Source organism: Croceivirga sp. ABH4_376 (genome assembly GCF_056160685.1).
In genome coordinates this window covers 522,422-546,021 of the sequence record NZ_JBSWXQ010000002.1, presented here as the reverse complement: position 1 = coordinate 546,021, position 23,600 = coordinate 522,422, and the positions used below count along the sequence as shown (strand labels likewise).

25 protein-coding genes and 1 pseudogene are annotated in these 23,600 nt (G+C 35.9%); 16 read left to right on the top strand and 10 right to left on the bottom strand.

Features of this window, described 5'->3' with window-relative positions:
- The first annotated feature begins 2 nt into the window (after window positions 1-2).
- From ACXAGS_RS06720 to ACXAGS_RS06710, 3 genes are read left to right on the top strand one after another with little or no spacing between them, the layout of a single operon-like run.
- Window positions 3-395, top strand: a complete 393-nt coding sequence (locus tag ACXAGS_RS06720; protein WP_474905642.1) for a hypothetical protein — start codon at window positions 3-5, stop codon at window positions 393-395.
- Complete coding sequence (locus ACXAGS_RS06715) at window positions 395-841, top strand: hypothetical protein (RefSeq protein WP_474905641.1); 447 nt, start codon at window positions 395-397, stop codon at window positions 839-841. The genes ACXAGS_RS06720 and ACXAGS_RS06715 overlap by 1 nt, the downstream gene beginning before the upstream one ends.
- A gap of 13 nt (window positions 842-854) precedes the next feature.
- The gene (locus tag ACXAGS_RS06710; protein WP_474905639.1) at window positions 855-1,160 is read left to right on the top strand and encodes a hypothetical protein; all 306 of its coding nucleotides are present in this window, start codon (window positions 855-857) and stop codon (window positions 1,158-1,160) included.
- 106 nt (window positions 1,161-1,266) lie between these two features.
- Here ACXAGS_RS06710 and ACXAGS_RS06705 read toward each other — a convergent pair whose 3' ends face one another.
- Window positions 1,267-2,316 carry an endonuclease/exonuclease/phosphatase family protein gene (locus ACXAGS_RS06705; protein WP_474905637.1) on the bottom strand — a complete coding sequence of 350 codons (1,050 nt, stop codon included), beginning with the start codon at window positions 2,314-2,316 and terminating at the stop codon, window positions 1,267-1,269.
- 197 nt (window positions 2,317-2,513) lie between these two features.
- Here ACXAGS_RS06705 and ACXAGS_RS06700 point away from each other — a divergent pair, with 197 nt between their 5' ends.
- The 13 genes from ACXAGS_RS06700 to ACXAGS_RS06640 all read left to right on the top strand — a co-directional run bounded on the left by ACXAGS_RS06700 (window position 2,514) and on the right by ACXAGS_RS06640 (window position 14,898).
- Entirely contained in the window at window positions 2,514-3,044 is a 531-nt protein-coding gene (locus tag ACXAGS_RS06700; RefSeq protein ID WP_474905636.1) for a DUF6913 domain-containing protein, read from the top strand.
- Between the two features lie 2 nt (window positions 3,045-3,046).
- Window positions 3,047-3,937 carry a 4-hydroxy-tetrahydrodipicolinate synthase gene (gene dapA, locus ACXAGS_RS06695; protein WP_474905634.1) on the top strand — a complete coding sequence of 297 codons (891 nt, stop codon included), beginning with the start codon at window positions 3,047-3,049 and terminating at the stop codon, window positions 3,935-3,937.
- A gap of 103 nt (window positions 3,938-4,040) precedes the next feature.
- Window positions 4,041-4,880: an outer membrane protein assembly factor BamD gene (locus ACXAGS_RS06690; RefSeq protein ID WP_474905632.1), complete on the top strand. Its 840-nt coding sequence runs from the start codon at window positions 4,041-4,043 to the stop codon at window positions 4,878-4,880.
- A gap of 16 nt (window positions 4,881-4,896) precedes the next feature.
- The gene (locus ACXAGS_RS06685; protein ID WP_010518020.1) at window positions 4,897-5,223 is read left to right on the top strand and encodes a DNA-directed RNA polymerase subunit omega; all 327 of its coding nucleotides are present in this window, start codon (window positions 4,897-4,899) and stop codon (window positions 5,221-5,223) included.
- Window positions 5,224-6,432, top strand: coding sequence for a bifunctional phosphopantothenoylcysteine decarboxylase/phosphopantothenate--cysteine ligase CoaBC (coaBC, locus tag ACXAGS_RS06680; RefSeq protein ID WP_474905630.1), 1,209 nt, complete (start codon window positions 5,224-5,226; stop codon window positions 6,430-6,432). It abuts the gene before it with no gap.
- Window positions 6,425-7,318: a type IX secretion system protein PorD gene (porD, locus tag ACXAGS_RS06675; protein WP_474905628.1), complete on the top strand. Its 894-nt coding sequence runs from the start codon at window positions 6,425-6,427 to the stop codon at window positions 7,316-7,318. The genes coaBC and porD overlap by 8 nt, the downstream gene beginning before the upstream one ends.
- A 50-nt stretch (window positions 7,319-7,368) precedes the next feature.
- Window positions 7,369-9,027 carry a DNA repair protein RecN gene (gene recN / locus ACXAGS_RS06670; RefSeq protein WP_474905626.1) on the top strand — a complete coding sequence of 553 codons (1,659 nt, stop codon included), beginning with the start codon at window positions 7,369-7,371 and terminating at the stop codon, window positions 9,025-9,027.
- 66 nt (window positions 9,028-9,093) lie between these two features.
- On the top strand, window positions 9,094-9,906 hold the full coding sequence (locus tag ACXAGS_RS06665; RefSeq protein ID WP_474905624.1) for an enoyl-ACP reductase FabI: 813 nt from the start codon (window positions 9,094-9,096) through the stop codon (window positions 9,904-9,906).
- A 58-nt stretch (window positions 9,907-9,964) separates the two neighbouring features.
- Entirely contained in the window at window positions 9,965-10,984 is a 1,020-nt protein-coding gene (locus tag ACXAGS_RS06660; RefSeq protein ID WP_474905623.1) for a glycosyltransferase family 2 protein, read from the top strand.
- Between the two features lie 37 nt (window positions 10,985-11,021).
- Window positions 11,022-11,936, top strand: a complete 915-nt coding sequence (locus ACXAGS_RS06655; protein ID WP_474905621.1) for a CdaR family protein — start codon at window positions 11,022-11,024, stop codon at window positions 11,934-11,936.
- A complete protein-coding gene (gene coaE / locus ACXAGS_RS06650) occupies window positions 11,933-12,523 on the top strand; it encodes a dephospho-CoA kinase (protein ID WP_474905619.1) in 591 nt (196 codons plus the stop codon). The genes ACXAGS_RS06655 and coaE overlap by 4 nt, the downstream gene beginning before the upstream one ends.
- Window positions 12,524-12,595: 72 nt before the next feature.
- On the top strand, window positions 12,596-14,173 hold the full coding sequence (locus ACXAGS_RS06645) for a sensor histidine kinase (protein ID WP_474905618.1): 1,578 nt from the start codon (window positions 12,596-12,598) through the stop codon (window positions 14,171-14,173).
- Between the two features lie 5 nt (window positions 14,174-14,178).
- Complete coding sequence (locus ACXAGS_RS06640; RefSeq protein ID WP_474905617.1) at window positions 14,179-14,898, top strand: response regulator transcription factor; 720 nt, start codon at window positions 14,179-14,181, stop codon at window positions 14,896-14,898.
- Between the two features lie 53 nt (window positions 14,899-14,951).
- On the opposite strand, the gene ACXAGS_RS06635 is transcribed toward ACXAGS_RS06640, so the two are convergent.
- The 9 genes and pseudogenes from ACXAGS_RS06635 to ACXAGS_RS06595 all read right to left on the bottom strand — a co-directional run bounded on the left by ACXAGS_RS06635 (window position 14,952) and on the right by ACXAGS_RS06595 (window position 23,599).
- A complete protein-coding gene (locus tag ACXAGS_RS06635) occupies window positions 14,952-16,286 on the bottom strand; it encodes a GntP family permease (protein WP_474905616.1) in 1,335 nt (444 codons plus the stop codon).
- On the bottom strand, window positions 16,271-16,777 hold the full coding sequence (locus ACXAGS_RS06630) for a gluconokinase (RefSeq protein ID WP_474906125.1): 507 nt from the start codon (window positions 16,775-16,777) through the stop codon (window positions 16,271-16,273). The genes ACXAGS_RS06635 and ACXAGS_RS06630 overlap by 16 nt, the downstream gene beginning before the upstream one ends.
- Window positions 16,778-16,783: 6 nt before the next feature.
- Window positions 16,784-17,686 (bottom strand): annotated as a pseudogene (miaA, locus tag ACXAGS_RS06625) (tRNA (adenosine(37)-N6)-dimethylallyltransferase MiaA); the annotation flags it as partial.
- On the bottom strand, window positions 17,683-18,534 hold the full coding sequence (locus tag ACXAGS_RS06620; RefSeq protein WP_474905614.1) for an ion transporter: 852 nt from the start codon (window positions 18,532-18,534) through the stop codon (window positions 17,683-17,685). The gene ACXAGS_RS06620 and the pseudogene miaA, both read right to left, overlap by 4 nt.
- Window position 18,535: 1 nt before the next feature.
- On the bottom strand, window positions 18,536-19,828 hold the full coding sequence (locus ACXAGS_RS06615) for an exonuclease domain-containing protein (protein WP_474905612.1): 1,293 nt from the start codon (window positions 19,826-19,828) through the stop codon (window positions 18,536-18,538).
- 9 nt (window positions 19,829-19,837) lie between these two features.
- Window positions 19,838-20,497 carry a YggS family pyridoxal phosphate-dependent enzyme gene (locus tag ACXAGS_RS06610; RefSeq protein WP_474905611.1) on the bottom strand — a complete coding sequence of 220 codons (660 nt, stop codon included), beginning with the start codon at window positions 20,495-20,497 and terminating at the stop codon, window positions 19,838-19,840.
- Between the two features lie 3 nt (window positions 20,498-20,500).
- Window positions 20,501-21,727: a DUF1015 domain-containing protein gene (locus tag ACXAGS_RS06605; RefSeq protein WP_474905610.1), complete on the bottom strand. Its 1,227-nt coding sequence runs from the start codon at window positions 21,725-21,727 to the stop codon at window positions 20,501-20,503.
- Between the two features lie 6 nt (window positions 21,728-21,733).
- Window positions 21,734-22,621 carry a 3-hydroxyacyl-CoA dehydrogenase family protein gene (locus ACXAGS_RS06600; RefSeq protein ID WP_474905608.1) on the bottom strand — a complete coding sequence of 296 codons (888 nt, stop codon included), beginning with the start codon at window positions 22,619-22,621 and terminating at the stop codon, window positions 21,734-21,736.
- Between the two features lie 12 nt (window positions 22,622-22,633).
- A complete protein-coding gene (locus tag ACXAGS_RS06595) occupies window positions 22,634-23,599 on the bottom strand; it encodes a Gfo/Idh/MocA family protein (RefSeq protein WP_474906124.1) in 966 nt (321 codons plus the stop codon).
- Between the last annotated feature and the right edge of the window lies 1 nt (window position 23,600).

The window sequence follows — 23,600 nt, the reverse complement described above, 5'->3', positions numbered from 1 at the left end:
TTATGGAACAGCTTTTTGACCCAGAAGCCTATAGGTGGGTAAGAAATATAATGATTGGTTTCGCCATTTTTTATTTGGTTTTTGAAATTGCCTTAAATCTTAATGAGTTGGAAGATGATACATCCAACATCCTTCTATTTGAGGCGTCCAGAAATCAGTTCTTTTTCATTCCTTTTGTTTTGGGTGCCATATTGGGGCATTTGTTTATAGGCACAACAGATAAACGGTTTTATATAGGAGATGGGTGGCCCGTATATCTATTGTTTGGAATGGCTGCCGTATCTGTGCTAATAGGTTATAAAATACCTTTTAAGAAACCTTTGTGGTTTATGAGTTTACTTCTAGTTTTAGGGGTGGCTTACGGTCATTTTCTTTGGTCTTTAAATTTTGATTGATGGGGTTAAGAAGTTACTTGTTAAAACATCTAAAAACATTGAATACCATACGTTTGGTGCTTGCTGTTTTACTTGGCGCCATGGTAGTGATAGATATAATTTTAGTGATTTTAGGAGATGAATACCCTACCTTTAGTGAAGTGGTAGAACATAACCGCAGTGAACTAATATGGCTAAATTTTCTACTCTCAGGTCTAATCGCCAAAATTTTTTTTAACAGAAAGGTTACAACTAAAAAGAAAGAAATATCTGGTTTTTTTGGATTCTTGGCCATTATAATCCTTCTTTTTGCAATTGGTCAAATAGAGGGGTTTAAGGTAGAACCTTGGCATCAAGTTTTGGTTATGATTTGTGGGGCTTATCTTGGGCACCGCGTTTGGCCTCAATATATTTTTGAAGAAGAGGATATACAAGAATTAAAGTCCAATGAAATGAGTAACCTTTAAAAAAATAATACAAATGGCTATACCCAAAAACCTCCAAGAATTTAATAACACCTTAACTAGGGAAGAACCTTTTAAAAGTTGGCCCGTATCCTTGAAAGGGCTATGGTTTGCGGCTAAAGGAGATTGGCACAGGGCACATGATTTAATAGATGGCAATAAAGAGGAACTGAGTAGTTGGATACATGCACATCTACACAGGGAGGAAGGGGACGAATGGAATGCGGCTTATTGGTATAGGTTAGCCCAAAAACCGGTTCCTAAAATTGGTTTGGAAGAAGAGCGCAATCAATTGATTAAAATAGCTATAGAGCAAAGCTAATTGTAGTTTTTGCCTAATAAAGAAATAGTCGTCCTCTAAACCTTAATCGCATTTTTGTTGGAGCTAATACAGGGTGAAAAATGTTAAGGCTAAGTCTATAACTACTTTACAATTTTTCAATATTAATTAGGCAGGTTACCGGAAAATGATCGGAAGCTTTAGGATATTTTTTATAAATTTTTTCACCGTTTTCCATGGTTTCAATTATTTTTCCTTGACCAATCCACCCATTTTTGGTTCTACTATAAAGAATATGGTCTATCCATGCTTTTTGGTATTTGTTGTTAAAAATGGGGTCTGCAAAACTTGCTGTATAAAGTTCTTCAAAATCCAACTTTGCCTTCTTTTTCTTGTCTAAAACATCGTACATTACATTTCCTAAAGTTAATTTCGGCTTCCAAATAGAACCCATTAACCGTTCTACGCCACTTGCGCTAATCTTCATTTCGCTGGTATCAAAACCAGGACCATCGTTTACGTCTCCACATACAATTAAAGGAATGTTTTTTGTATCGTAATGGGTTAGGTAATCATCTAAAAATGCAATGCGCAATTGATGACATTGTGCAACTATTTTTTTTCGATTACCATCTGCCTTAGACCACCACTTAGACCATTCCATAGCATTAAAAATGCCTTTACTCTTTAAGTGAACCCCAACTATATTGAAAGTTTTATTGTTTATTGTCTTAATGGAAGCGTATAGCGGTTTTCTTTCAAATTTGTGTACTTCTAATACGGCATCGTTATCGGTGTCCATTTTAAATTCATTGGTCGCAATATTTAAACTAGCTGCAAATTCGGCCGTCTTTAAATCGTGCCAAATTAATGGGTCGTCTGCCAAAAGATTGGAGTCTGTGCGTACTGCAATTCCTATGGATTGCGCCCCAGATGGCTGTACGGCACACTGCCAATTGCCATTAATACTTTTATCAAAAAAATATTGAAGTTCATCAGTTTGGTTTGGCCCTTCTACAAGTACCCAGATGTCAGCATTTACTTCGTTTATTACTCCCGATAAATCTTGTATTCGTTCCGCTATTTTCTGTTTGGTCATATAGCCTTTTTTATCGCCATCATGGTAACGTATGGGGTTATTGGCAAACAGTTCGTTCATCCATTCGGCATTCCATAATGCAAACTTTAGGGTAGACATGGAAAAGTTTTTAATTTGAGCTATTAAATATAAAGGTTTTAAGCTATATAAATTATTGCTTAACAATAGATTGCGTGTTTATTAACCCACACTTGTTATAAATATAACAAATTGTGTTATTATTTAATCGCAAGAACATTTTAACTTCGCTAAGTGCTATGGGCAGAATATTTACATTTGCAGAAATGGCATAGAGAATGGTGTTTAAAGCGATTCAAGATAAGTTCAAGGTTAAATCAGCCAAAAAGTTTTTAGAAGATGCACTTTTAAAGCAAAAGTCTACCCATGATAAAAAGGGTGTAGCTACAGTTGCATGTATTGTAGACATGGATAACTACAGCCAAGCTGAAGCATTTAAGTCTTTAAAAGAAATTCTTGGTTTAAGACCAAACGCCGTACAGGTAATTGGTTACAAACGGGGAAAAGATCAAAGTGGAATGTTTAGCATTCCCTATTGCACGGATAAAAATTTAGGTTGGAACGGGTCTATTGAGAATGGTGATTTTTCTGAGTTTATAGGTAGGCCTTATGATGTTTTGATCAATTATTTCACAGATGATAGATTGCTGTTAAAGTTAATGTCTGTTCAAGTAGATGCCAGAATACGAATTGGTGTCAAGGATGGTAACAGAGATCTAAGCGATTTAATAATTGAAACTAGTTTGAACGACTTTGAAACCTTCAAAAAAGAATTGAAAAAGTATTTGAAAATTTTAGAAGAATTATAGCCATGAAGCAATTTGTAGGAACGGGGGTTGCATTAATTACACCCTTTAATGAAGATTTAACTGTAGATGTAACAGCTCTGGAACAATTAGTTGAATTGAACATTACCAATGGCATAAACTATTTGGTGGTTCTTGGCACCACCGCAGAATCTGCTACACTTACAAAAGCAGAGAAAAAGTTAATTATGCAAACGGTATCTAGGGTAAATGCAGGTAGATTGCCCTTGGTTGTTGGTGTGGGCGGTAACAATACTATGGCACTTGTTCAGGAGTTAAAAGAATTAGATGTAATGGATTATAGTGCTATCCTTTCGGTTTCACCAGCTTATAATAAGCCAACACAAGAAGGGATATATCAGCATTTTAAGGCCTTGGCACAAGTGGCTCCGCTACCTATAATTTTGTATAATGTGCCATCTAGAACGGGGAGTAATATGCTGCCAGAAACTACTTTACTTTTAGCTTCAGATTTTGATAATATAATAGGGATAAAGGAGGCAAATGATTCTTTGGAGCAGGTTACTACTTTGCTACGGAACAAGCCAGAAGGCTTTTTAGTTATTTCTGGTGATGATTTTACAGCCTTAAGAACCACCTTAGATGGTGGTGCAGGTGTAATTTCTGTGCTTGGGCAGGGCTTGCCATCTCAATTTTCTACACTCATAAACCTTGGGTTAGAAGGTAATAAAGAAGCCGCAATGCAAATACAGGAAAAGCTATTGCCGGCTATGCAACTTATATTTGAAGAGGGCAACCCGGCAGGTATAAAAGTTGTTTGCTCAGAACAAGGAATTGGTAACCCAAGAGTTAGACTTCCTTTAGTTGCTGCTACTACGCAATTACAGAAAAAACTAACTAATTTTTTAGAAGCCTTAGAAAAGGTTACTGCTTAATACGTTAAAATTTGACTAAAAATAGATTTTCTTCTAGGTAACCTCTTTTTTTTAAGTTCAATTTGTGTTTTAAATATTCATTGAATATCACTAATTTTGCAAAATGTTTTTAAATAAGAGGTCAACTTTCTTTATAGCGCTTTTTGGCGCTTTTCTATTGCTTTCGTCTTGTAACGAATACCAAAAGGTACTTAAGAATACGGATGTTAAAGCCAAATATGATTTGGCGGAGCGTTATTATAATGAAGGTGACTTTAAAAGGGCAAATCGTTTATTAGAACAGATTGCCCCCAAATATGTAGGTAAGCCGCAAGGTGAAAGGGTTATGTTCTTTTTTGCCGATTCGTACTTCCAAACCAAGCAATATTATTTGGCAGGCTATCAATTTGAGCGTTTTGTTAAATCATATCCAAATAGCGATAAGATACAGCAAGCTACCTTTTTAGAAGGTAAGAGTTATTACATGATGTCGCCAAAATATTCATTGGATCAAACGGATACGGATAAAGCCTTAGCAAAATTGCAGAATTTTATAAATACGTTTCCAGAATCTGAGTATTTTGAAGAGGCCAATAACATGGCACAGGAACTGACTACAAAAAAGCAAAAGAAGCAGTTAGAAATTGCAAAACAGTTTGATAAGTTAGGGGAGTTCAATTACCCAATACTTATTTCTTCGATAACCGCATTTAATAATTTCATCTCAGAAAATCCAGGTTCCATCTATAGGGAGGAAGCCTATTTTTATAGGTTAAAATCTGCTGTTACCCTTGCAAGGAATAGTACGGTGAATAAGCTAGAAGAGCGTTATAGGGAAGCCTTAGAATATTATAATGCTTTAATAAAAGCGTATCCAGAGACGGAATTTAAGAAGGAAGCAGAAAAATTATACCAACACATAAAAGACGGACTTAATCTTGAAGAAGAGGAAGTTTCCAAATAATATTTAGTTTTGTAACATGAAGGATTTAAAAAACACAAATGCTCCAGTTTCTACGATTACCCATAATCGTAACGAGGTAGATGCCAGTACGGATAATATCTATGAGGCAATTTCTATAGCTTCTAAAAGAGCTATTCAAATTAATTCTGAAATCAAAAAAGAATTATTAGAAAAGTTAGAAGAATTTGCTACCTATAGTGATAGTCTAGAGGAAGTATTTGAAAACAAAGAACAGATAGAAGTTTCTAAGTTTTACGAAAAACTTCCTAAACCACATGCCTTAGCAATTCAGGAGTGGTTAGAAGATAAGATTTACCATAGAAACACAGAGAAAGACGCATAGATGTTAGCTGGTAAGAAAATCCTTTTGGGCATTACCGGAGGGATAGCTGCCTACAAGACAACATTTTTAACGCGTTTATTAATAAAAGCTGGCGCTGAGGTCAAGATTATTATGACCCACAGCGCCAGTTCTTTTGTTACCCCTTTAACCTTATCTACCTTATCAAAAAATCCGGTTATGGCGGATTTTATTAATGAAGAAGATGGGTCGCTTTCTTGGAACAACCATGTTGAGTTAGCGCTTTGGGCAGATTTAATATTAATTGCCCCAGCTACGGCCAATACCTTGGCAAAAATGGCTCAAGGCACCTGTGATAATCTGTTATTGGCTACCTATCTTTCTGCTAAATGCCCCGTATATTTTGCACCAGCCATGGATTTGGATATGTACAAACACCCAACGGCTAAAGCTTCTTTTAAAAAGTTAAGTGCTTTTGGTAATGTAATGATACCTGCAGAATCTGGCGAGCTAGCAAGTGGACTTAGTGGAGAGGGGAGAATGGCGGAACCTGAGAATATCATCAATTTTTTAAACAATCACTTGGCAAGTGGTTTACCCCTGTATCAAAAACAAGTTTTAATTACAGCTGGGCCCACTCATGAGCCGCTGGACCCTGTACGTTTTTTAGGTAATAGATCCACAGGTACAATGGGTTTTGAATTGGCAAAAAGTGCCGCTAAGTTGGGAGCAACAGTAACCTTAATTTCTGGCCCTACAGCTCTTAAGGTTAACCAATCTAACATCAATTTAATACGAGTTTCAACAGCAGAAGAAATGTACCAGACGGTACACCAGTATTTTAAGCAAGCTGCTATTGTAATAAGTGCGGCAGCAGTAGCAGATTATAGACCAAAACAAGTTGCGGAGCAAAAAATTAAGAAGAAAGAGGGGCAGCCCATGATTCTTGAGTTGGAGCGTACCCAGGATATCTTAAAATCTATGGGCGATCAAAAGCAACACCAATATTTAGTAGGTTTTGCCTTAGAAACTCAAAACGAGTTGGAAAACGCAAAATCTAAATTGAAAAGGAAAAATCTAGACGCTATTGTACTTAACTCCTTAAATGATGCGGGTGCTGGATTTGGTTCGGGCACAAATAAAATTACTTTCTTAGACAAGAATTTAAACCAAAAAACGTTTGCTATTAAAACCAAAGCAGAAGTTGCTAAGGATATTTGGAAAGAAATTCTAGAAAGAATAGATGCGTAAAATCATAGGTTTATTAGTTGTATTGTTTTTTTGCCTTACTGGTACCAAGGCTCAAGAGCTTAATTGTGAAATTACCATCAATTCGGATCAGGTTGGCCAAACCAATCAACAAATATTTAAGACCCTAGAACGTTCGCTAAACGATTTTGTCAATAAAAATAAGTGGACCAATAGAGTATACGGTGAGAACGAAAGGGTAAATGCTAGAATGTTTATAACTGTAACCAGTTATGAATCTGATCGTTTTGAAGCCAATATACAGTTGCAATCTTCTAGGCCAGTTTTTAATACTAGTTACGAAACTCCCGTATTTAATTACAAAGACAATGCGTTTAATTTTCAATACCAAGAATTTGAACCCTTAGCTTTTAACCCTAATAATTTTGATTCTAATCTGGTGGGCGTAATTTCTTATTACGTCTATATAATTTTAGGTTTGGATGCGGACACCTATTCTTTACAAGGTGGAGATGATTTTTATAGACGTGCCCAAAACATTGTAACCCAGGCCCAAGGAACCAATTATGCGGGCTGGGCGCAAGATAGTGGCCAAAGAACACGTTTTGAGCTGGTAGATAACTTGCTATCTAACGCTTTTAGGGAGTATAGAATTGCCATGTACAACTATCATAGAAAAGGCATGGATATCCTAGCGGACAATAATAGTACGGGCAAACAAATTGTTGCCGGTAGTTTACGCTTGTTCGAAACTTTGATTAAGCGTAGGCCCAATGCCTTTTTAATACAAACATTTTTTGATGCAAAATCAGAGGAAATAAAGAATATTTTTTCTGATGGTCCAAAGGTGGACATTGTTAAGTTAAAAGAAAACCTGAATAAGGTAGCTCCGTTTTACTCCAGTACTTGGAACGATATTAATTATTAAATCCGTAACGGATTGATTTTTATCTTTGCGATTCTAAAATCCGTTTAGAATTGTTAGTAAACCTATCTGTAAAAAATTATGCACTAATAGACGACCTAAATGTGCAATTTCATAATGGCTTCACAACCATAACCGGAGAAACAGGTGCGGGTAAGTCTATCTTACTTGGTGCACTTTCCTTGGTATTGGGTAAAAGGGCAGATTTATCGGCCTTAAAACAAAGTGATAGCAAATGCACCATAGAAGCTACATTTGCCATTGAAAATTATAATCTAAATGGTTTTTTTGTTGATAACGATTTGGATTATGAGGCAGAAAGTATCCTTAGAAGAGAAATATTGCCTAGTGGTAAATCTCGGGCATTTATTAATGATACACCCGTAACCCTTGGCGTTTTAGCGGCTTTAGGGGAACGTTTGGTAGACATACACTCTCAGCACCAAACCATGCAATTAACAGAGAATGCCTTTCAATTTAAGGTAATAGATGCACTTGCGGATACTTCTACTTTATTGGTTGATTATAAAAAGGAATTAAAACATTTTAAAAAGTTAGAATCCGAACTACACACACTTTTGGCAAACCGTGCAGCCGCCACAAAAGAATTAGATTATAATACTTTTTTATTAGAGGAATTAGAAAGCGCTAATCTTAAAGAAGGGCTGCAGGAAGCATTAGAAGAAACTTTTGAACAGTTAAACAACGTTGAGACTGTTAGGGAACTTTTGTCCCAATCGCATCAATTGCTAAACGAAGAGCAGGTAGGGTTGCTTACGGCATCTTCAAGTTTGCAAAATGCGCTACAGAAGTTAGCGGGTTACGGAAAAAGCTATTCAGAATTAAACAGTAGGGTTCAGTCCATCTCCATAGAGTTGGAAGATATTGCTTCAGAAATTGAAAAACTATCAGATAGTGTAGATGCGGACCCAGAACAATTAGAGGTGGTTAACGGTCAACTTCAATTATTACAAGACTTATACAAAAAACACCAAGTACAATCTGTTCCGGAGCTAATTGCCATTAGAGAGGAACTATCAGAAAAAGTGGCCATTTCTCTAGATATGGATGGCACTATTGCCCAAAAACAAAAAGAAGTTAACCAAGTTGAAAATCAATTAAACAACCTGGCTAAAAATATACATAATAAACGCGTAAAAAGTATTCCAAAATTAGCTAAGGTGTTAACCCAACAGGTGGCATCTTTAGGCATGCCTTCTGCAACTTTTAAAATTGAGGTTAATCCTTTAGAAGACTTTAAAGCTAACGGCAAAGACGCTCTGGTATTTCAATTTAGTGCCAATAAAGGGTCTAATTATGGCGAGTTGAAAAAAGTAGCTTCCGGAGGAGAATTGTCTAGAATAATGCTGGCCATAAAATCTATTTTGGCTAGTTATGAAAAGCTACCAACTTTAATGTTCGATGAGATTGATACTGGGGTCTCTGGTGAAATTTCAAATCGAATGGGAGAAATAATGGAAGAAATGGGTGCGCATATGCAGGTGTTCTCAATTACGCATTTGCCGCAAGTTGCAGCCAAAGGAAAACAACAATACAAAGTTTTTAAACAAGAGGAGGGGCAGACTACGGTAACTCAAATGAAACGCTTAGAAAATGAGGAGCGTTTAAACGAGCTCGCAGAGATGTTAGGGGGAAAAAATTTCACCACTTCTGCGCTAGAACATGCAAAAGAATTATTGGTAAATTCTTAGCTTACAAGAAGCAAAAGAAAGCAATACCAAATTACTATATTTACACTTTAAACCAACAAAAACAACATGGGTCATAATTTATTAAAAGGCAAAAGAGGAATTATTTTTGGTGCATTAGACGAAAATTCTATTGCGTGGAAAACAGCAGAAAGAGTTCATGAAGAAGGCGGTTCCTTTGTTTTGACCAATGCTCCTATAGCCATGAGAATGGGGCAAATTAAGAGCTTGGCAGAAAAAACAGGTTCAGAGATTATTCCAGCAGATGCTACTAGTGAGGAGGACTTAAAAAATTTAGTAGAACAATCGGTAAAAATTCTAGGTGGTAAGTTAGATTTTGTATTACACTCCATAGGAATGTCTGTAAATGTTAGAAAAGGTAGACATTATACAGATGAGAAATACGATTGGACCGCCAAAGGATGGGATGTTTCTGCACTTTCTTTTCATAAAGTATTGCAATCTTTATATAAGAGCGATGCTATGAGTGAGTGGGGTAGTATTGTTGCCCTAACTTATATGGCCGCCCAAAGAACTTTTCCAGATTATAATGATATGGCAGATAACAAGGCCTATTTAGAATCTGTTGCTAGAAGTTTTGGCTATTTCTTTGGTAAAGAAAAAAAGGTAAGAGTAAATACAATTTCACAATCGCCAACGCCAACTACAGCTGGGCAGGGGGTTAAAGGTTTTGATGGTTTTATTAGCTATGCAGAGAAAATGTCGCCTTTAGGCAATGCAACAGCAGATGATTGTGCGGACTATACGGTTAGTTTGTTTTCAGATTTGACCAAGAAAGTTACCATGCAAAATTTATTTCACGATGGTGGGTTTTCTAATACTGGCGTGAGCCAAGAAGTTATAGAAGAATTTAGTAAATAAATATCTTATTACAATATTTAAAGCCATCCGTTTTTGGATGGCTTTATTTTTATAGGCTATGGAGCACCCCAAATATTCTTTTATAATACCTGTTTTTAATAGGCCAGAAGAGGTAGAAGAGTTACTAGCTAGTTTAGCTAGGCAAACTTACAACAAGCCTTTTGAGGTTGTTTTGGTAGAAGATGGTTCTACATTAGATTCCGAAAAAGTAGTTGCCAATTTCAAAGACAAATTGTTTATCAGTTATTATAAAAAAGATAATTCTGGACCAGGAGACTCTAGAAATTTTGGTATGCGTAGGGCAAAGGCCGATTATTTTATTGTATTGGACTCAGATTGCATAATGCCAACTAGTTATTTAGAAGAAGTAGAAAAAGAACTAGAGTCAGACTTTGTGCACTGTTTTGGTGGTCCGGATGCGGCCCACGAATCTTTTTCTAAAGTGCAAAAGGCTATAAATTTTGCTATGACCTCTTTTTTAACTACCGGGGGTATTAGAGGTAACAAAAAGTCTGTGGGTAAATTTCAACCAAGGAGTTTTAATATGGGTATTTCTAGAGAGGCCTTTAAGGCTACACAAGGTTTTGGAAATATTCATCCAGGAGAAGACCCGGATTTAACATTCAGGATATGGAAAGCAGGTTTTAAAACCCGTTTATTCCCTAATGCGTTTGTTTATCATAAACGTAGAATTGATTGGGGTAAATTTAAAACACAGGTAAATAAATTTGGTATGGTAAGGCCAATTTTAAACAGTTGGCATCCTGGCACTGCTAAAATAACGTATTGGTTTCCTACCCTGTTCATGGCTTTTGTGGTAGTATCACTCTTAATGGCTTTGCTAGGTCAATTTGCGGGTACCTATCTAGTGATTACCTATTTATTTGTTCTTTTTATTGCGTCTTTAATTAGCAATAGAAATGTGGAAATTGCAGGCTTGTCCGTCTACGCGGTACTAATTCAATTTTTTGGATATGGTTGGGGTTTTTTAAAGTCTACATTCTTAATTAACTTTAGCAAAAAGGAACCAGAAATACTATTCCCAAAACTATTTTTTAGCAAACGTGAAACTAAATAAAGACGCTCTTACCGGAATTAATAAAAGAAAATTAAAGATGTTTCTTTTTTTCCTTTTTTGTTCTTTTCTTTCATGGAGCATCAGCAAATTATCGGATACCTATGAGTCTAATGTTAAGTTTAACGTAGTCTATACCAATTTACCGGATACCTTACTTTTAAATCCTGAAGTGAGTCCTCAATTACCGGCAAAGGTAAAGGCCAGTGGGTTTACGTATTTGGGCTACGCCATAAGCGCAAAACCTATTGCATTGAATTTGCAATCTTTGAAAGTAAATCAAGGAGATTATTATTTAAATGAAACTGAGGTTAGAAGGCAATTGAACAATGCATTATCTGGTGGTATAGCTTTGATAGATATTTTGGAAAATGAACATTTGGTAGCCGCTTATCAAGTAGATTCAAAAAAAATTCCAGTAGAATTGGATTTGGATTTAAGCTTAGCTCCAAATTATTTTATTCAAGATGGTCTAAAAATCACTCCTGATAGTTTGGTAATAAAAGGCCCAAAACAACAACTAAAAAAAATAGACAAGGCAAAGACAGAAGCGTTAAGATTGCAAAGTGTAAATCAGAGTTTTGAGCGACAGGTTGCTATTTTGCCTTTTGACGAATCTTTTGACAATATTGAAATTACCAAACAAGAAATTACCGTTAGTGGATTGGTAGAGAAGTTTTCTGAAAAAGAATTTATGGTGAGTATAAAACCGCTTCACGTACCGGAAGGGTATGCGTTAAAAATGTTTCCCAACCAAGTTAAATTGGTTTGCAAGGCCAATGTAAAATTATTGAAGCAATTAGACGCCAATGATTTTGATGTATTTGTAGATTATGACACTAAAACAGATACTGATGGACAAACACTTTACTTAGAAATGGGTAAAGACCCAGAAGGGGTTTATTCTGTAAGACTTTTGGATAACAAAGTGGAGTTTATATTGGAAAAGCAATGATTGTTGGTTTAACAGGTGGTATAGGCAGTGGTAAAAGTACTGTTGCTCAAATGTTTAGGGATTTGGGTATTCCTGTTTATGATTCGGACAAAGAAGCAAAATTATTAATGAATGGTGCACCTGAAATTAGGCAGGCCATAATGCTTAATTTTGGAGAAGCAGCGTACACGGCTAGTGGTTTAAATAGAACTTATATATCCAATTTGGTTTTCAAGGATAAAAAATTACTTCAAAAATTAAATCAAATTGTGCACCCTGCTGTTGCAAAACATTTTAATAATTGGGGCCAAAAGCAAAAAACTGCTTACATTATTCAAGAAAGCGCATTGATTTTTGAAAACCAAAGTGAGGACAGGTATGACCATATTATTTTGGTAACAGCCCCTTTGGAAGAAAGAATCAAAAGGGTCATGAAAAGGGATAAAGTAGATAGGGAAAAAGTAGAGGCCAGAATTAAAAATCAATTACCGGACGCTGAAAAGGAAAAAAAAGCAAATTTTACAATTTTAAATACGAATTTGGGAAAAACAGCCGAAACCGTTGCCAAAATCCATGAAATACTGTTAAACAAGAGTATAAAGCAATAGTACTTTAACATTTTTGTTAAGGTTAGGTTAAACGCATAAGCCCCGAAATGTTAAATTTCTAATTTTGACCAAATGAACAAGAGAAGGTTTATTCTACTGGTCATTTTGATGAGTCTCTCGCTAATTGGAATTATTTCAGTTCAAGTTTTTTGGATTAAGAAATCGGTTTCAGATAAGCAAGAGCAGTTTTCAAATACTGTGGAGGATGTTTTGGATAAAGTTGCAGAGCGGGTAGAATCTCGAGAACGTAGAGATTACAACGACCGTTTAGCGCAGTTGGTAGATAGTGTAGGAAAACCACAGACCTCTCACTATAGAAGCATCTTTTTTGTGGACAGGGATATCAATTCAGACGAAATGAAATTCTATTCCCACGGTATATTAGAAGAAGGCTATGATATCTCATCAATGTTCTTTGACAATAATTTGACCGATTCTACTACGGTGAAAAATTTTACCAGCAAGCGTACAACTACAATCGTAAAAGAAGAATTTGGTTTAGATGGTAAACGTTATGCCTTAACACCTTTACAAAAGGTAGAAAAATTAGGCGGTTTATCTTCTGTAGACAAAGCGGTTTTTGAAGATGTTTTTAGGGAAATGGCTAGTTCAGTGCCAATTCATGAAAGGGTTTCTAATCAAGAATTGGAATTGTCTCTTGAGCGCGAATTAGAAAATAGGGGTGTGGATATCGATTTTGAATACGGTATTTATAGCAAAGGTTTTCCAACCAAAGTACGTTCCAAAAAGTTCAAGTTTGATCGTGGAACAATCTACGAGACGCCTATTTTTAGAGATAGTGAAGGACAAACCAATTTTTCATTATTGGTAACTTTTCCAGAGAAAAAACAATTTTTAATAAACAGTATCATGAGTATGGCCATACTTTCTTTATTGTTTACCTTAATCATTGTTGTTGCGTACAGTAGTGCTATTTACCAATTAATTCAGCAAAAGCAAATCTCAGAAATAAAGTCAGATTTCATTAATAATATGACGCATGAGTTTAAAACTCCAATTGCTACTATTAATCTGGCGGTAGAGGCCATTAGAAACCCTAAATCTATTACGGACCAAGAAAAGGTTTTACGTTATTTGGGAATGATACGTGATGAAAACAAACGTATGCATGCACAAGTAGAAAATGTACTTAGGATTTCTAAGCTCGAGAAAAACCAATTAGATATTAGTAAAGATAGGGTAGATGTGCACGATATTATAGAAGATGCCATTACACACATAGAATTAATTGTAGAAGATAAGGGCGGTTACGTGAATACGCATTTAGATGCCAAACGTACAGAGGTGTTGGCAAATGATATGCACTTTACAAACGTGATTGTTAATATGTTGGACAATGCGGTAAAATACTCCCCAGAGACACCAAAAATAGATGTGTATACAGAAACGGTCAAAAATCATATTGTTATTAAGGTTAAAGACCAAGGAGCGGGGATGAGTAAAACCGTTCAGAAGAAAATATTTGAAAAATTCTACCGGGAACATACCGGGAACATACATAATGTAAAAGGTCATGGTTTAGGTCTGGCCTATGTAAAAAATATAATAGATGATCACCAAGGTGAGGTTTATGTTGAAAGTGAAAAAGGTAAAGGAAGTACTTTCTACATTAAACTACCTTTAATTTAAAAGTTATGGAAACAGAAAATAAGAAAATACTTTTAGTAGAAGACGACCCAAATTTCGGGATTGTTTTAAAAGACTATTTGCAAATGAACGATTTTGACGTTGTTCTTGCTAAAAATGGTATGGAAGGTTTTGAAAAGTTCAAAAAAGACAATTTTGACATTTGTATTTTGGACGTAATGATGCCGTATAAAGATGGGTTTACCTTGGCTAAGGAAATTAGGGAAAAGAATGAAAATGTTCCTATTGTTTTCTTAACAGCTAAAACCATGAAAGAAGATGTTTTAAAGGGGTATAAGGCAGGTGCAGATGATTATTTGAACAAACCTTTTGATTCTGAAGTATTGTTGATGAAATTAAAAGCTATTCTACAACGTAAAGCTTCTAATTCTGTTGCAGATAGCAAACAATTTGAGTTTGAGATAGGTAATTTCCATTTGAATTCTAAACTTCGTTTCTTAAAATACAAAGAAGAAGAGCCAATTAAACTATCGCCTAAGGAAAATGAGTTATTAAGACTACTTGCTTTGCATGAAAACGATTTAATGCCAAGAGAATTAGCCTTAACTAAGATCTGGAGAGATGATAATTATTTCACTTCTAGAAGTATGGATGTTTACATTGCAAAGCTGCGTAAATATCTAAAGAAAGATGATGTAGTAGAAATCTTAAATATTCATGGCGAAGGTTTCCGTTTGGTTGTAAAAACCGAAGATGAAGCAAATTAAAAAGCTCAAAGCTTAAAATAAAAAAGGCCGCAAAAATAGTTTTGCGGCTTTTTTTATAGAAATATGAAAAGTATACTTACCGAAATCATTCCCGTGATGGCCAGGATGGTTGTCATCATGGTCCAAGATTTAAAGGACTCTTTTTCGGTAATGCCCAAATATTGGCCAACTAACCAAAACCCACTATCGTTAACATGAGAAAAAATACTTGCACCAGATGCAATGGCAATTACCAAACAGGCCATTTGTACGGGTGTATAGGCTACGTTGGTTAATAATGGACTTACCAAACCTGCTGCTGTAATCATAGAAACGGTAGAAGAACCTTGAATTATACGCACAATTGCCGCTGCAATAAAGGCAAAAAGTAAAATAGGAAATCCAAGATTATTTAAAGAACTGGCAAGCATTTCACCTGCGCCTGTATTAATTAATGTTTGCTTAAACACACCACCTGCACCTGTAAGAAGTATTATTGTGCCCGCGGGCATTAAAGATTTTTGGGTTATGGTAAACAATTCTTTTTTAGTATAGCCTAAACGTATGCCTAAAAAATACCAAGCCAAAAGATTGGCAATAATCAATGCTGAGAATGGGTGGCCAATTAGTAAAATAACCTGATTTACGCGTTCATCTAATGTTCCTAAAATACCACTTGTTAAAGTGGTTCTAAGTAATATTAGCACAATGGGTATTCCTATAATTGTTAGAATTAGATAAATATTCGGTAATTTTTCAATTTCCTGTTCTTGCAATTGCTCTGGAGCAGCCACAAATATGCGTTTGGCAATATATTTTCCAAATAAAAGTCCACTACAGATAGCGGTAGGTATGCCCACTAAAAAACCAATCAAAATTACCCAGCCCAATTCGGCCCCAATAATATCTGCAACGGCAATAGGTCCGGGAGTAGGTGGTATAAAGGCATGGGTTATGGCCAAACCGGCCAATAAAGGAATAGCGTAAAGCAATAAAGATTTACCAGATTGCCTTTGTAAGGCATATATCATAGGAACCAAAATAATAAAGGCAACATCAAAGAAAACAGGAATAGCGATTAAGAAACCGGCAATTACCATGGCCAGAGGCGCATTTTTTAACCCAAATTTTCCAATTAAAAAGTTAGCTATGGCCTTTGCTCCGCCAGAGGTTTCTAAAATGGCCCCGAACATGGCACCTAGTCCAACAATGGTGGCCACGGAAGACAAAGTACTTCCCATGCCTTCTTTAACGGTATCTATAATGTCATTTGGGTTTAATCCTGCAAAAATACCTGTTGCAATACTGGCAATTAAAAGCGCTAAGAACGCATTGATTTTTAATTTTAGGATTAGCGCTAATAGAATTGCGATTCCGGCAACAATAGCAAGGATTAATGTGGTTTCCATGTTTTTAGTTTGGCTATTATTTCTTGGCAAATGGCTTGCGGTTCATCGGCAATTGAAACTTCAATTTCTTTAGTAGGCGGTTCTAGTGTATCAAACTGCGATTGCAAAAGTTCTGCGGTCATAAAATGACCTTTACGCGCATCTAATCGTTGTTTGATCAACTCAAAACTTCCAACCAAGTGAACAAACACCGTCTGTTCAGCTATTTCTTTACGTAATGTTTGCCTGTATTTATCTTTAAGAGCGGAACAAGCTATGATAGCTCCTTTTTCCAAATTTTCTGTAGCAAGCGTATTTAGTTTTTCTAACCAACCTTGGCGGTCATCATCATTTAATGCAGTACCACTAGCCATTTTTGTTACATTGGCCTCAGGGTGGTAATCGTCTCCATCAAAATAAGGAAAACCCAATTGCTCTGATAGCAATTTACCAATAGTGCTCTTACCCGTTCCGGAAACACCCATAACATATATTATTTTTGGAATTTCCATTTGTGCTAATTTAGTTTCAACTTGTTTTATCAATGTTGGTGGGTCAATTGCAAAAGGAACCCAATGAATGCTCTTGTTTTTACGATACCAAGTTAATTGTCGCTTTGCAAATCGTCTGGTATTTTTTTTGATTTCTTCTACGGCACTTTCTAAACTTCTTTCACCTGAAAAATGTTGAAATAATTCACGGTAGCCAACAGTCTGTAGCGCATTTAAATTTTGGTGTGGATAAACCTTTTTTGCTTCTTCCAAAAGTCCGGCTTTCATCATTAAATCTACTCTTAGGTTTATACGGTCATAAATCAATTGCCTATCCGCATCTATACCTACTATTAAATGATTAAACGGTCTTTTGTTTTTGGGTTGGTTAAGAAAAGAAGAGTAAGGCTTTCCAGAGAAGATACAAACCTCTAACGCTCTAATTATCCTATGTGGATTTTCTAAATCTACTCTATTATAATACGTTGGGTCTAATTTTTTTAACTGTTGTTGTAAACCTCCAATACCATCTTGTTCTAATTCTCTATTCAGTTTAGCGCGAATTTCTGGTTGTACATCTGGGAACGTATCTAATCCATACAAAACGGCGTCTACGTACAATCCGGAACCACCTACAAGAATAACAATGTCTTTTTGTTGAAACAGTTTTTCAATAAGCTTTAGGGCATCTCTTTCATAATCGCCTACAGAATAGGGTTCATGAATGCTTTTATGCTGTATAAAATGGTGGGGAGCCTGTTTTAATTCTTCCTTAGACGGTACAGCTGTACCAATTTCCATTTCTTTAAAGAATTGTCTAGAATCTGCCGATAGTATTTCCGTATTAAAATGCTTGGCCAAGGTTATGGCCATTTTGGTTTTACCTATTGCAGTGGGCCCAACAACCGCTATAACCGTTTTCTTGCTCATAATAGATGTCCGCAATTGTAGCAATATTTGGCATTGTCTCTATGGCCTTCTGCGGCACAACTAGGACAAGCTTGTGTATTAACGTGTACATAATTGTCGTCTCCAATTTTTGGTTTACCGCTTCTATATTCTTTATTGATTTCTGAGGTAACAATACCGGTTGGCACCGCAATTATGCCATAACCTAATATCATGATAACGGTTGCCATAAATTGCCCCAAATTGGTTTGTGGCGCAATATCTCCATATCCTACGGTAGTAAGCGTAACTATGGTCCAATAAATACTTCTAGGTATACTTGTAAACCCGGCTTCGTCTCCTTCAATAATATACATTATGGTGCCCATAATTACTGAGAGAATCAACACCACATAGATAAACACGGCAATCTTGGTTCTACTAGCCTTAAGCGCTCTACTTAACTGTGAGGCCTCTCCAATAAACTTTACAAGCTTTAGAATTCTAAAAATCCTTAAAAGCCTAAATGCCCTTACGGCTAACAAAACTTGAGAGCCCGCAAAAATGTAAGATAGATAAAGCGGTATGGTAGATAGTAAATCTATTATGCCATAAAAGCTAAAAATATATTTTAATGGTTTTTTTATGCTGATTATTCTGGCAATATATTCTATGGAAAAGAATATGGTTATAATCCATTCTAAAACATATAGTGTTTGATGGTATTTGGCATCAAACTCATCTACGGATTCTAGCATAACCAAGATTACACTAGCAACAATCAAGAATATTAGGGTTAGGTCAAATATTTTGCCATTAGGCGTGTCTGCTTCATAAATAATTTCGTGAAGTTTATGCCTCCAGCCAGAATGCACCTTGTGTTCTTTCAAACTAACTTTGGTTTAAATCTATTATTTTTAACCTATTCTTTTTTCTTAGTAAAGTCTCTGTAATAAAGGTAATATAAGGTGTGCCTTTAATAGGAGTTAATAGGGTCTCTAATATAGCAATATTATTAATTTGATGATTTAAATCGGTATAAGCCATTCCAACCAGTGTTCCTTTTTTAATTAAAAACACAGCTTTTTCGCCAATACTTCTTCCACGGTCTACAATTATTAAATCTCTATTAAAAGTGCTATAATCCAAAAATAATTCTTGAACAATATTGTTTTGTTCTTCTCTGTTCTGCTCTAGGTTTACACCATACTTCTCCTTTAAACGCGTTAAAAAAGTCTTTGCGGCTTTTAACGAACCAAAACTACTTAACCGTGCATTTTTATGGTTTGCTTTTTGCGGGGTTAAAAGTATATCTCCTTCTTCATTTTCAATTAAATAAATACCATGGCTAAACCCTATTGGCTTTTGTTTTCTATTGTATTTGGGTTTATTTCTACGAATTTCTTCAGCTTCTTTAATTAAACTATCCAATTCGCCACCGGTACGCTCAAAAGTTACCTTTTTAGTTTCTTTTTGGAGTTTACGGGCCATATCGCCCACATTGGTAAAGTGTTGGTTTACCCTTTTTTTAATATTCTTACTATTACCTATAAAAAGGATTTCTCCATCTTTATCATGCATGTAATACAACCCACTCTCTGCGGGTAGTGCCTCAACAATATCTAATTGGGTAGGAGAGAGTTCACCTAAAGTTTCTGCTTTAATTATAGATTTTATAATCTTCTTTTCTGTGTCTTTGGCTAGTAATAGTTTAAAGAGTTTTAAAGTTGCCAATGCGTCTCCATTGGCTCTATGTCTATCACTAACGGCTATACCTAGCGAGCGTACCAATTTACCCAAACTATGGGATTCTGCGTCTGGAATAAGTTCTTTGGATAGGTCTACTGTACACAAGGTTTTGCGCTGGTAATCATAACCTAATCGCCTAAATTCCGTTCTTAATATTCTATAATCAAATTGGGCGTTGTGGGCAACAATAACACATTCTTCTGTGATTTCTAGAATGCGTTTGGCAACCTCATAAAACTTAGGTGCGTTTTTGACCATTTTGTTGTTAATTCCGGTGAGTTTGGCAACAAAAGGTTGTATCTCTCTTTCGGGGTTTAATAGACTTATAAAGGTATCTGTTACTTTTTCACCATCAAACTGGTGTATGGCTATTTCCATTATCCCCTCCTCATTGTACTTGCCTCCGGTACTCTCAATATCTAAAATAGCATACATAAAAATGGTTTAGCTGTAATTTCTAGCTCCAAAAATACTACTACCTATACGGACCATAGTACTGCCTTCTTCAATAGCAATTTTGTAATCTCCACTCATGCCCATAGATAAAATCTCTAGGCTTGGCACTAATTCTTTAGCCTTATTAAATTGCTCTCTAAGATTTTGAAATTCTTTTCTTATTTGTTCTTCATCATCAGTAAAAGTAGCCATACCCATAAGCCCTTTAATGGTAATATTATCCAAAGCCTTAAAACTATCATCCTTTAAAATAGCAAACAATTCTTCGCTATTTAAACCAAATTTTGTGCTTTCTTCTGCAATATGCATCTGTAGTAAACAGGCTATGTTCCTATTGTTTTTTTTGGCTTGCTTGTCTATTTCCTTTAACAGCTTAAAACTATCCACACCATGGATCAAGGAAACGTATGGCGCCATATATTTAACCTTGTTGCGTTGTACGTGCCCAATCATGTGCCAAGAAATGTCTTTTGGTAGGGACTCCCACTTATCCGTCATTTCTTGAATTTTGTTTTCTCCAAAAATTCGTTGCCCTGCCTCATACGCTTCCCTCAAATCTTCCTCAGGCTTAGTTTTGGAAACGGCCACTAAGGTAACGTGGTTGGGCAAGCTGTTTTTTATCTGCGTTAAGTTTTCTTTTATGGGCATAACTTATAATTCATAAATGGTAAGACCACTTCTGAGTTTTGGTTCAATATAAGTGCTTTTTGGTGGCATTACAAGTCCGGCATCTGCTATCTGCTTAATTTCTTCCATGGTAATAGGAACCAAGCTAAATCCTACTTTAAAATCACCTTTATCAATGCAATCCTTCATTTTTATGATATTGTGCTTGCCATAGCCGTAAGAAATGCGTTTATCATTTCTCAAATCTTTTATCCCCAATATGGGTTCTAAAATAGTTTTGTAAAGTATTTGGGTATCTAAACGGCTTAGGGCATCTGTAAAAGTATAGGCTTGTTTACGTAAGTACAGCAGATAAAACTCACCATCTAAATACATGCTAAAATGATGTTTTTCTTTTGGTTTGTTACCATTATTGGGTTTTTGTTCTATTCTAAAATTGGTATCTAAGCGAATTAAGAACTCTTCTTTGCTTAATCCGTTTAAATCTTTGACCATTCTATTGAACTCGTATATTTTAACCTCTTTTTCAGGTATTAGATAACTCATAAAAAAATCACGATGAGCAGTAGCATGGCCGGCAAGTCTAGAAGCTTTGGCAAGTAAGGACGAAGATGCACATCTATGATGCCCATCTGCTATGTAAAGTGCGTCCATTTTTGAAAAAATGGACGTGATTTTGCTCACGGCATCTGTTTGGTACACCGGCCACAACTTATGATTTACTTTGTCCGTAGTAGTAAAATCATACTCGGGTGTAGCCGCAGTTTGTTCATTTAACAAAACCTCCAATTCCTTATTGGACTCATAGGTAATCAGTACCGGCTCTGCATTAAACCCAACGGTTTCTAGATAATGGGCAAATAAGCTTTCCCTGCTCTCTAGGGTTTCTTCGTGCTTTTTTATTTTACCGCAATCATAATCTGTAACGCTGGTAGCCGCAAAAATCCCCAAGGTTTTAAATTGGTCCTTCTTAATCTGATATAAGTAATAAGCTGGCTTTTGGTCTTTAATGAATGTTTTTTCTTCTAAAAACTCCCAATACCTATTTTTCACCAAACTAAAACGCTCTTCTCCAGCAAGGATTTTATGGTATTTAAAGCCCGGATTAATTATATGAAGAAACGAAAAAGGATTGTGCGCCAAGGTGCATTGCAACTCGTCTTCAGAATATTCTTCGTAAGAACGAGACGCAACCAAAGACACTTTGTCTTTGGCAGGCCTTACCGCTTTGAACGGCTTAATGGTTGCCATAGGCTTTTACACAAATTGTTTTGAGACCTTTTCTGCCTTCTTACTCTCGCCATAATCATAAAAGCCTTCTCCTGTTTTTACACCAAGTTTACCGGCGGTTACCATATTAACTAATAGCGGACATGGAGCATATTTTGGGTTCTTAAACCCATCATACATTACATTTAAGATAGAAAGGCAAACGTCTAGCCCTATAAAATCTGCTAATTGTAAGGGACCCATTGGGTGTGCCATTCCCAATTTCATAACCGTATCTATTTCTTGTACACCTGCAACGCCATTGTACAAAGTTTCTATAGCTTCGTTTAGCATGGGCATTAAAATTCTATTGGCCACAAAACCTGGATAGTCATTGACTTCCGTAGGTGTTTTACCAAGGGCCTTGGACAACTCCATTATTTGCTCTGTTACCTCATCGCTGGTATTGTAACCTCTAATTATTTCTACCAATTTCATAATAGGCACGGGATTCATAAAATGCATGCCTATTACCTTTTCTGGCCTTTTGGTTACTGCGGCAATTTGTGTAATAGAGATGGAAGAAGTGTTGGTGGCCAAAATAGTATTGGCAGCACAAATAGTATCTAATTCTCTAAAAATATTTAGCTTAATTTCTAGATTCTCCGTAGCTGCTTCTACAACTAAGTCAACTTCTTTTACACCATTATCTAGTTGGGTATAGGTTGTAATATTATCTAAAGTGTTCTCTTTTACGGTTTCAGTAATTTTTTCTTTTGCCAGTAAACGATCTAGGTTTTTACTTATGGTAGCTATTCCTTTATCTAAGGAAGCTTGTGATATATCTATTAAGTTAACACAATATCCATTTTGGGCAAAAACGTGTGCAATACCATTGCCCATGGTACCTGCACCTATAACTGCAATTTTATTCATTATGTTTAGTCTTTAGTCGTTGAATGCATTGATTATGGCTAGGGCAACCCTAAGCGCTTCTGTACCCGCTTCTAGCGTTACAACGGGCTCTGTATTGTTTGTAATGGCATCTGCAAAAGTTTCTAACTCGTCCAAGATGGCATTGTTTGGATTTATCTCTGGGTTTTCAAAGTAAATTTGTTTTTTCTCACCTTCCGCGTTTTGTAAAATCATATCAAAACTTCCGGGCGTCTCAGGTGCATCCTTCATTTTTACTACTTCAACCGCTTTTTCTAAAAAGTCTACTGAGATGTAAGCATCTTTTTGAAAAAACCTTGATTTACGCATGTTTTTAAGAGAAATTCTACTGGCCGTTAAGTTGGCTACACAACCATTTTCAAAGGCAATCCTAGCATTGGCAATATCCGGAGAACTACTAATTACAGATACACCGCTGGCATTAATTTGCTTAACCTTACTTGGTACTACGCTTAAAATAACATCTATATCATGAATCATTAGATCCAATACTACAGGAACGTCTGTTCCTCTTGGATTAAATTCTGCCAAACGATGCGTTTCTATAAACATAGGGTTTTCTACCTTTTCCTTTATGGCAAGGAATGCAGGATTAAAACGCTCTACATGCCCAACTTGCCCCTTTACCTTATGTTTTTTGGCTAGTTCAATAAGTTTTTCTGCTTCTTCTAACGTATTGGTAATGGGTTTTTCTATGAATATATGTTTACCTTGTTCTATTGCTTTCTTAGCCGTTTCAAAGTGAGAAAGGGTGGGGGTGACAATGTCAATAACATCTACTTGGTCTAATAGGGAATTAATGTTTTCAAAATAGCTGTAGCCAAATTCTTTTGCTACTTTTTGAGCATTAATTTCATCTGGATCGTAAAACCCTACTAGCTCATATTTTTTGGATTGATTTAAAAGTCTTAAATGGATTTTACCCAAATGACCGGCTCCAAGAACGCCAACTTTTAACATG

What these genes read in the sequence shown, in the direction of transcription:
- ACXAGS_RS06720 (WP_474905642.1), top strand. Translation starts at nt 3, where the DNA reads ATGGAACAGCTTTTTGACCCAGAAGCCTATAGGTGGGTAAGAAATATA.
- ACXAGS_RS06715 (WP_474905641.1), top strand. Translation starts at nt 395, where the DNA reads ATGGGGTTAAGAAGTTACTTGTTAAAACATCTAAAAACATTGAATACC.
- ACXAGS_RS06710 (WP_474905639.1), top strand. Translation starts at nt 855, where the DNA reads ATGGCTATACCCAAAAACCTCCAAGAATTTAATAACACCTTAACTAGG.
- ACXAGS_RS06705 (WP_474905637.1), bottom strand. Translation starts at nt 2,316, where the DNA reads ATGTCTACCCTAAAGTTTGCATTATGGAATGCCGAATGGATGAACGAA.
- ACXAGS_RS06700 (WP_474905636.1), top strand. Translation starts at nt 2,514, where the DNA reads ATGGTGTTTAAAGCGATTCAAGATAAGTTCAAGGTTAAATCAGCCAAA.
- dapA (WP_474905634.1), top strand. Translation starts at nt 3,047, where the DNA reads ATGAAGCAATTTGTAGGAACGGGGGTTGCATTAATTACACCCTTTAAT.
- ACXAGS_RS06690 (WP_474905632.1), top strand. Translation starts at nt 4,041, where the DNA reads ATGTTTTTAAATAAGAGGTCAACTTTCTTTATAGCGCTTTTTGGCGCT.
- ACXAGS_RS06685 (WP_010518020.1), top strand. Translation starts at nt 4,897, where the DNA reads ATGAAGGATTTAAAAAACACAAATGCTCCAGTTTCTACGATTACCCAT.
- coaBC (WP_474905630.1), top strand. Translation starts at nt 5,224, where the DNA reads ATGTTAGCTGGTAAGAAAATCCTTTTGGGCATTACCGGAGGGATAGCT.
- porD (WP_474905628.1), top strand. Translation starts at nt 6,425, where the DNA reads ATGCGTAAAATCATAGGTTTATTAGTTGTATTGTTTTTTTGCCTTACT.
- ACXAGS_RS06665 (WP_474905624.1), top strand. Translation starts at nt 9,094, where the DNA reads ATGGGTCATAATTTATTAAAAGGCAAAAGAGGAATTATTTTTGGTGCA.
- ACXAGS_RS06660 (WP_474905623.1), top strand. Translation starts at nt 9,965, where the DNA reads ATGGAGCACCCCAAATATTCTTTTATAATACCTGTTTTTAATAGGCCA.
- ACXAGS_RS06655 (WP_474905621.1), top strand. Translation starts at nt 11,022, where the DNA reads ATGTTTCTTTTTTTCCTTTTTTGTTCTTTTCTTTCATGGAGCATCAGC.
- coaE (WP_474905619.1), top strand. Translation starts at nt 11,933, where the DNA reads ATGATTGTTGGTTTAACAGGTGGTATAGGCAGTGGTAAAAGTACTGTT.
- ACXAGS_RS06645 (WP_474905618.1), top strand. Translation starts at nt 12,596, where the DNA reads ATGAACAAGAGAAGGTTTATTCTACTGGTCATTTTGATGAGTCTCTCG.
- ACXAGS_RS06640 (WP_474905617.1), top strand. Translation starts at nt 14,179, where the DNA reads ATGGAAACAGAAAATAAGAAAATACTTTTAGTAGAAGACGACCCAAAT.
- ACXAGS_RS06635 (WP_474905616.1), bottom strand. Translation starts at nt 16,286, where the DNA reads ATGGAAACCACATTAATCCTTGCTATTGTTGCCGGAATCGCAATTCTA.
- ACXAGS_RS06630 (WP_474906125.1), bottom strand. Translation starts at nt 16,777, where the DNA reads ATGGAAATTCCAAAAATAATATATGTTATGGGTGTTTCCGGAACGGGT.
- ACXAGS_RS06615 (WP_474905612.1), bottom strand. Translation starts at nt 19,828, where the DNA reads ATGTATGCTATTTTAGATATTGAGAGTACCGGAGGCAAGTACAATGAG.
- ACXAGS_RS06610 (WP_474905611.1), bottom strand. Translation starts at nt 20,497, where the DNA reads ATGCCCATAAAAGAAAACTTAACGCAGATAAAAAACAGCTTGCCCAAC.
- ACXAGS_RS06605 (WP_474905610.1), bottom strand. Translation starts at nt 21,727, where the DNA reads ATGGCAACCATTAAGCCGTTCAAAGCGGTAAGGCCTGCCAAAGACAAA.
- ACXAGS_RS06600 (WP_474905608.1), bottom strand. Translation starts at nt 22,621, where the DNA reads ATGAATAAAATTGCAGTTATAGGTGCAGGTACCATGGGCAATGGTATT.
- ACXAGS_RS06595 (WP_474906124.1), bottom strand. Translation starts at nt 23,599, where the DNA reads ATGTTAAAAGTTGGCGTTCTTGGAGCCGGTCATTTGGGTAAAATCCAT.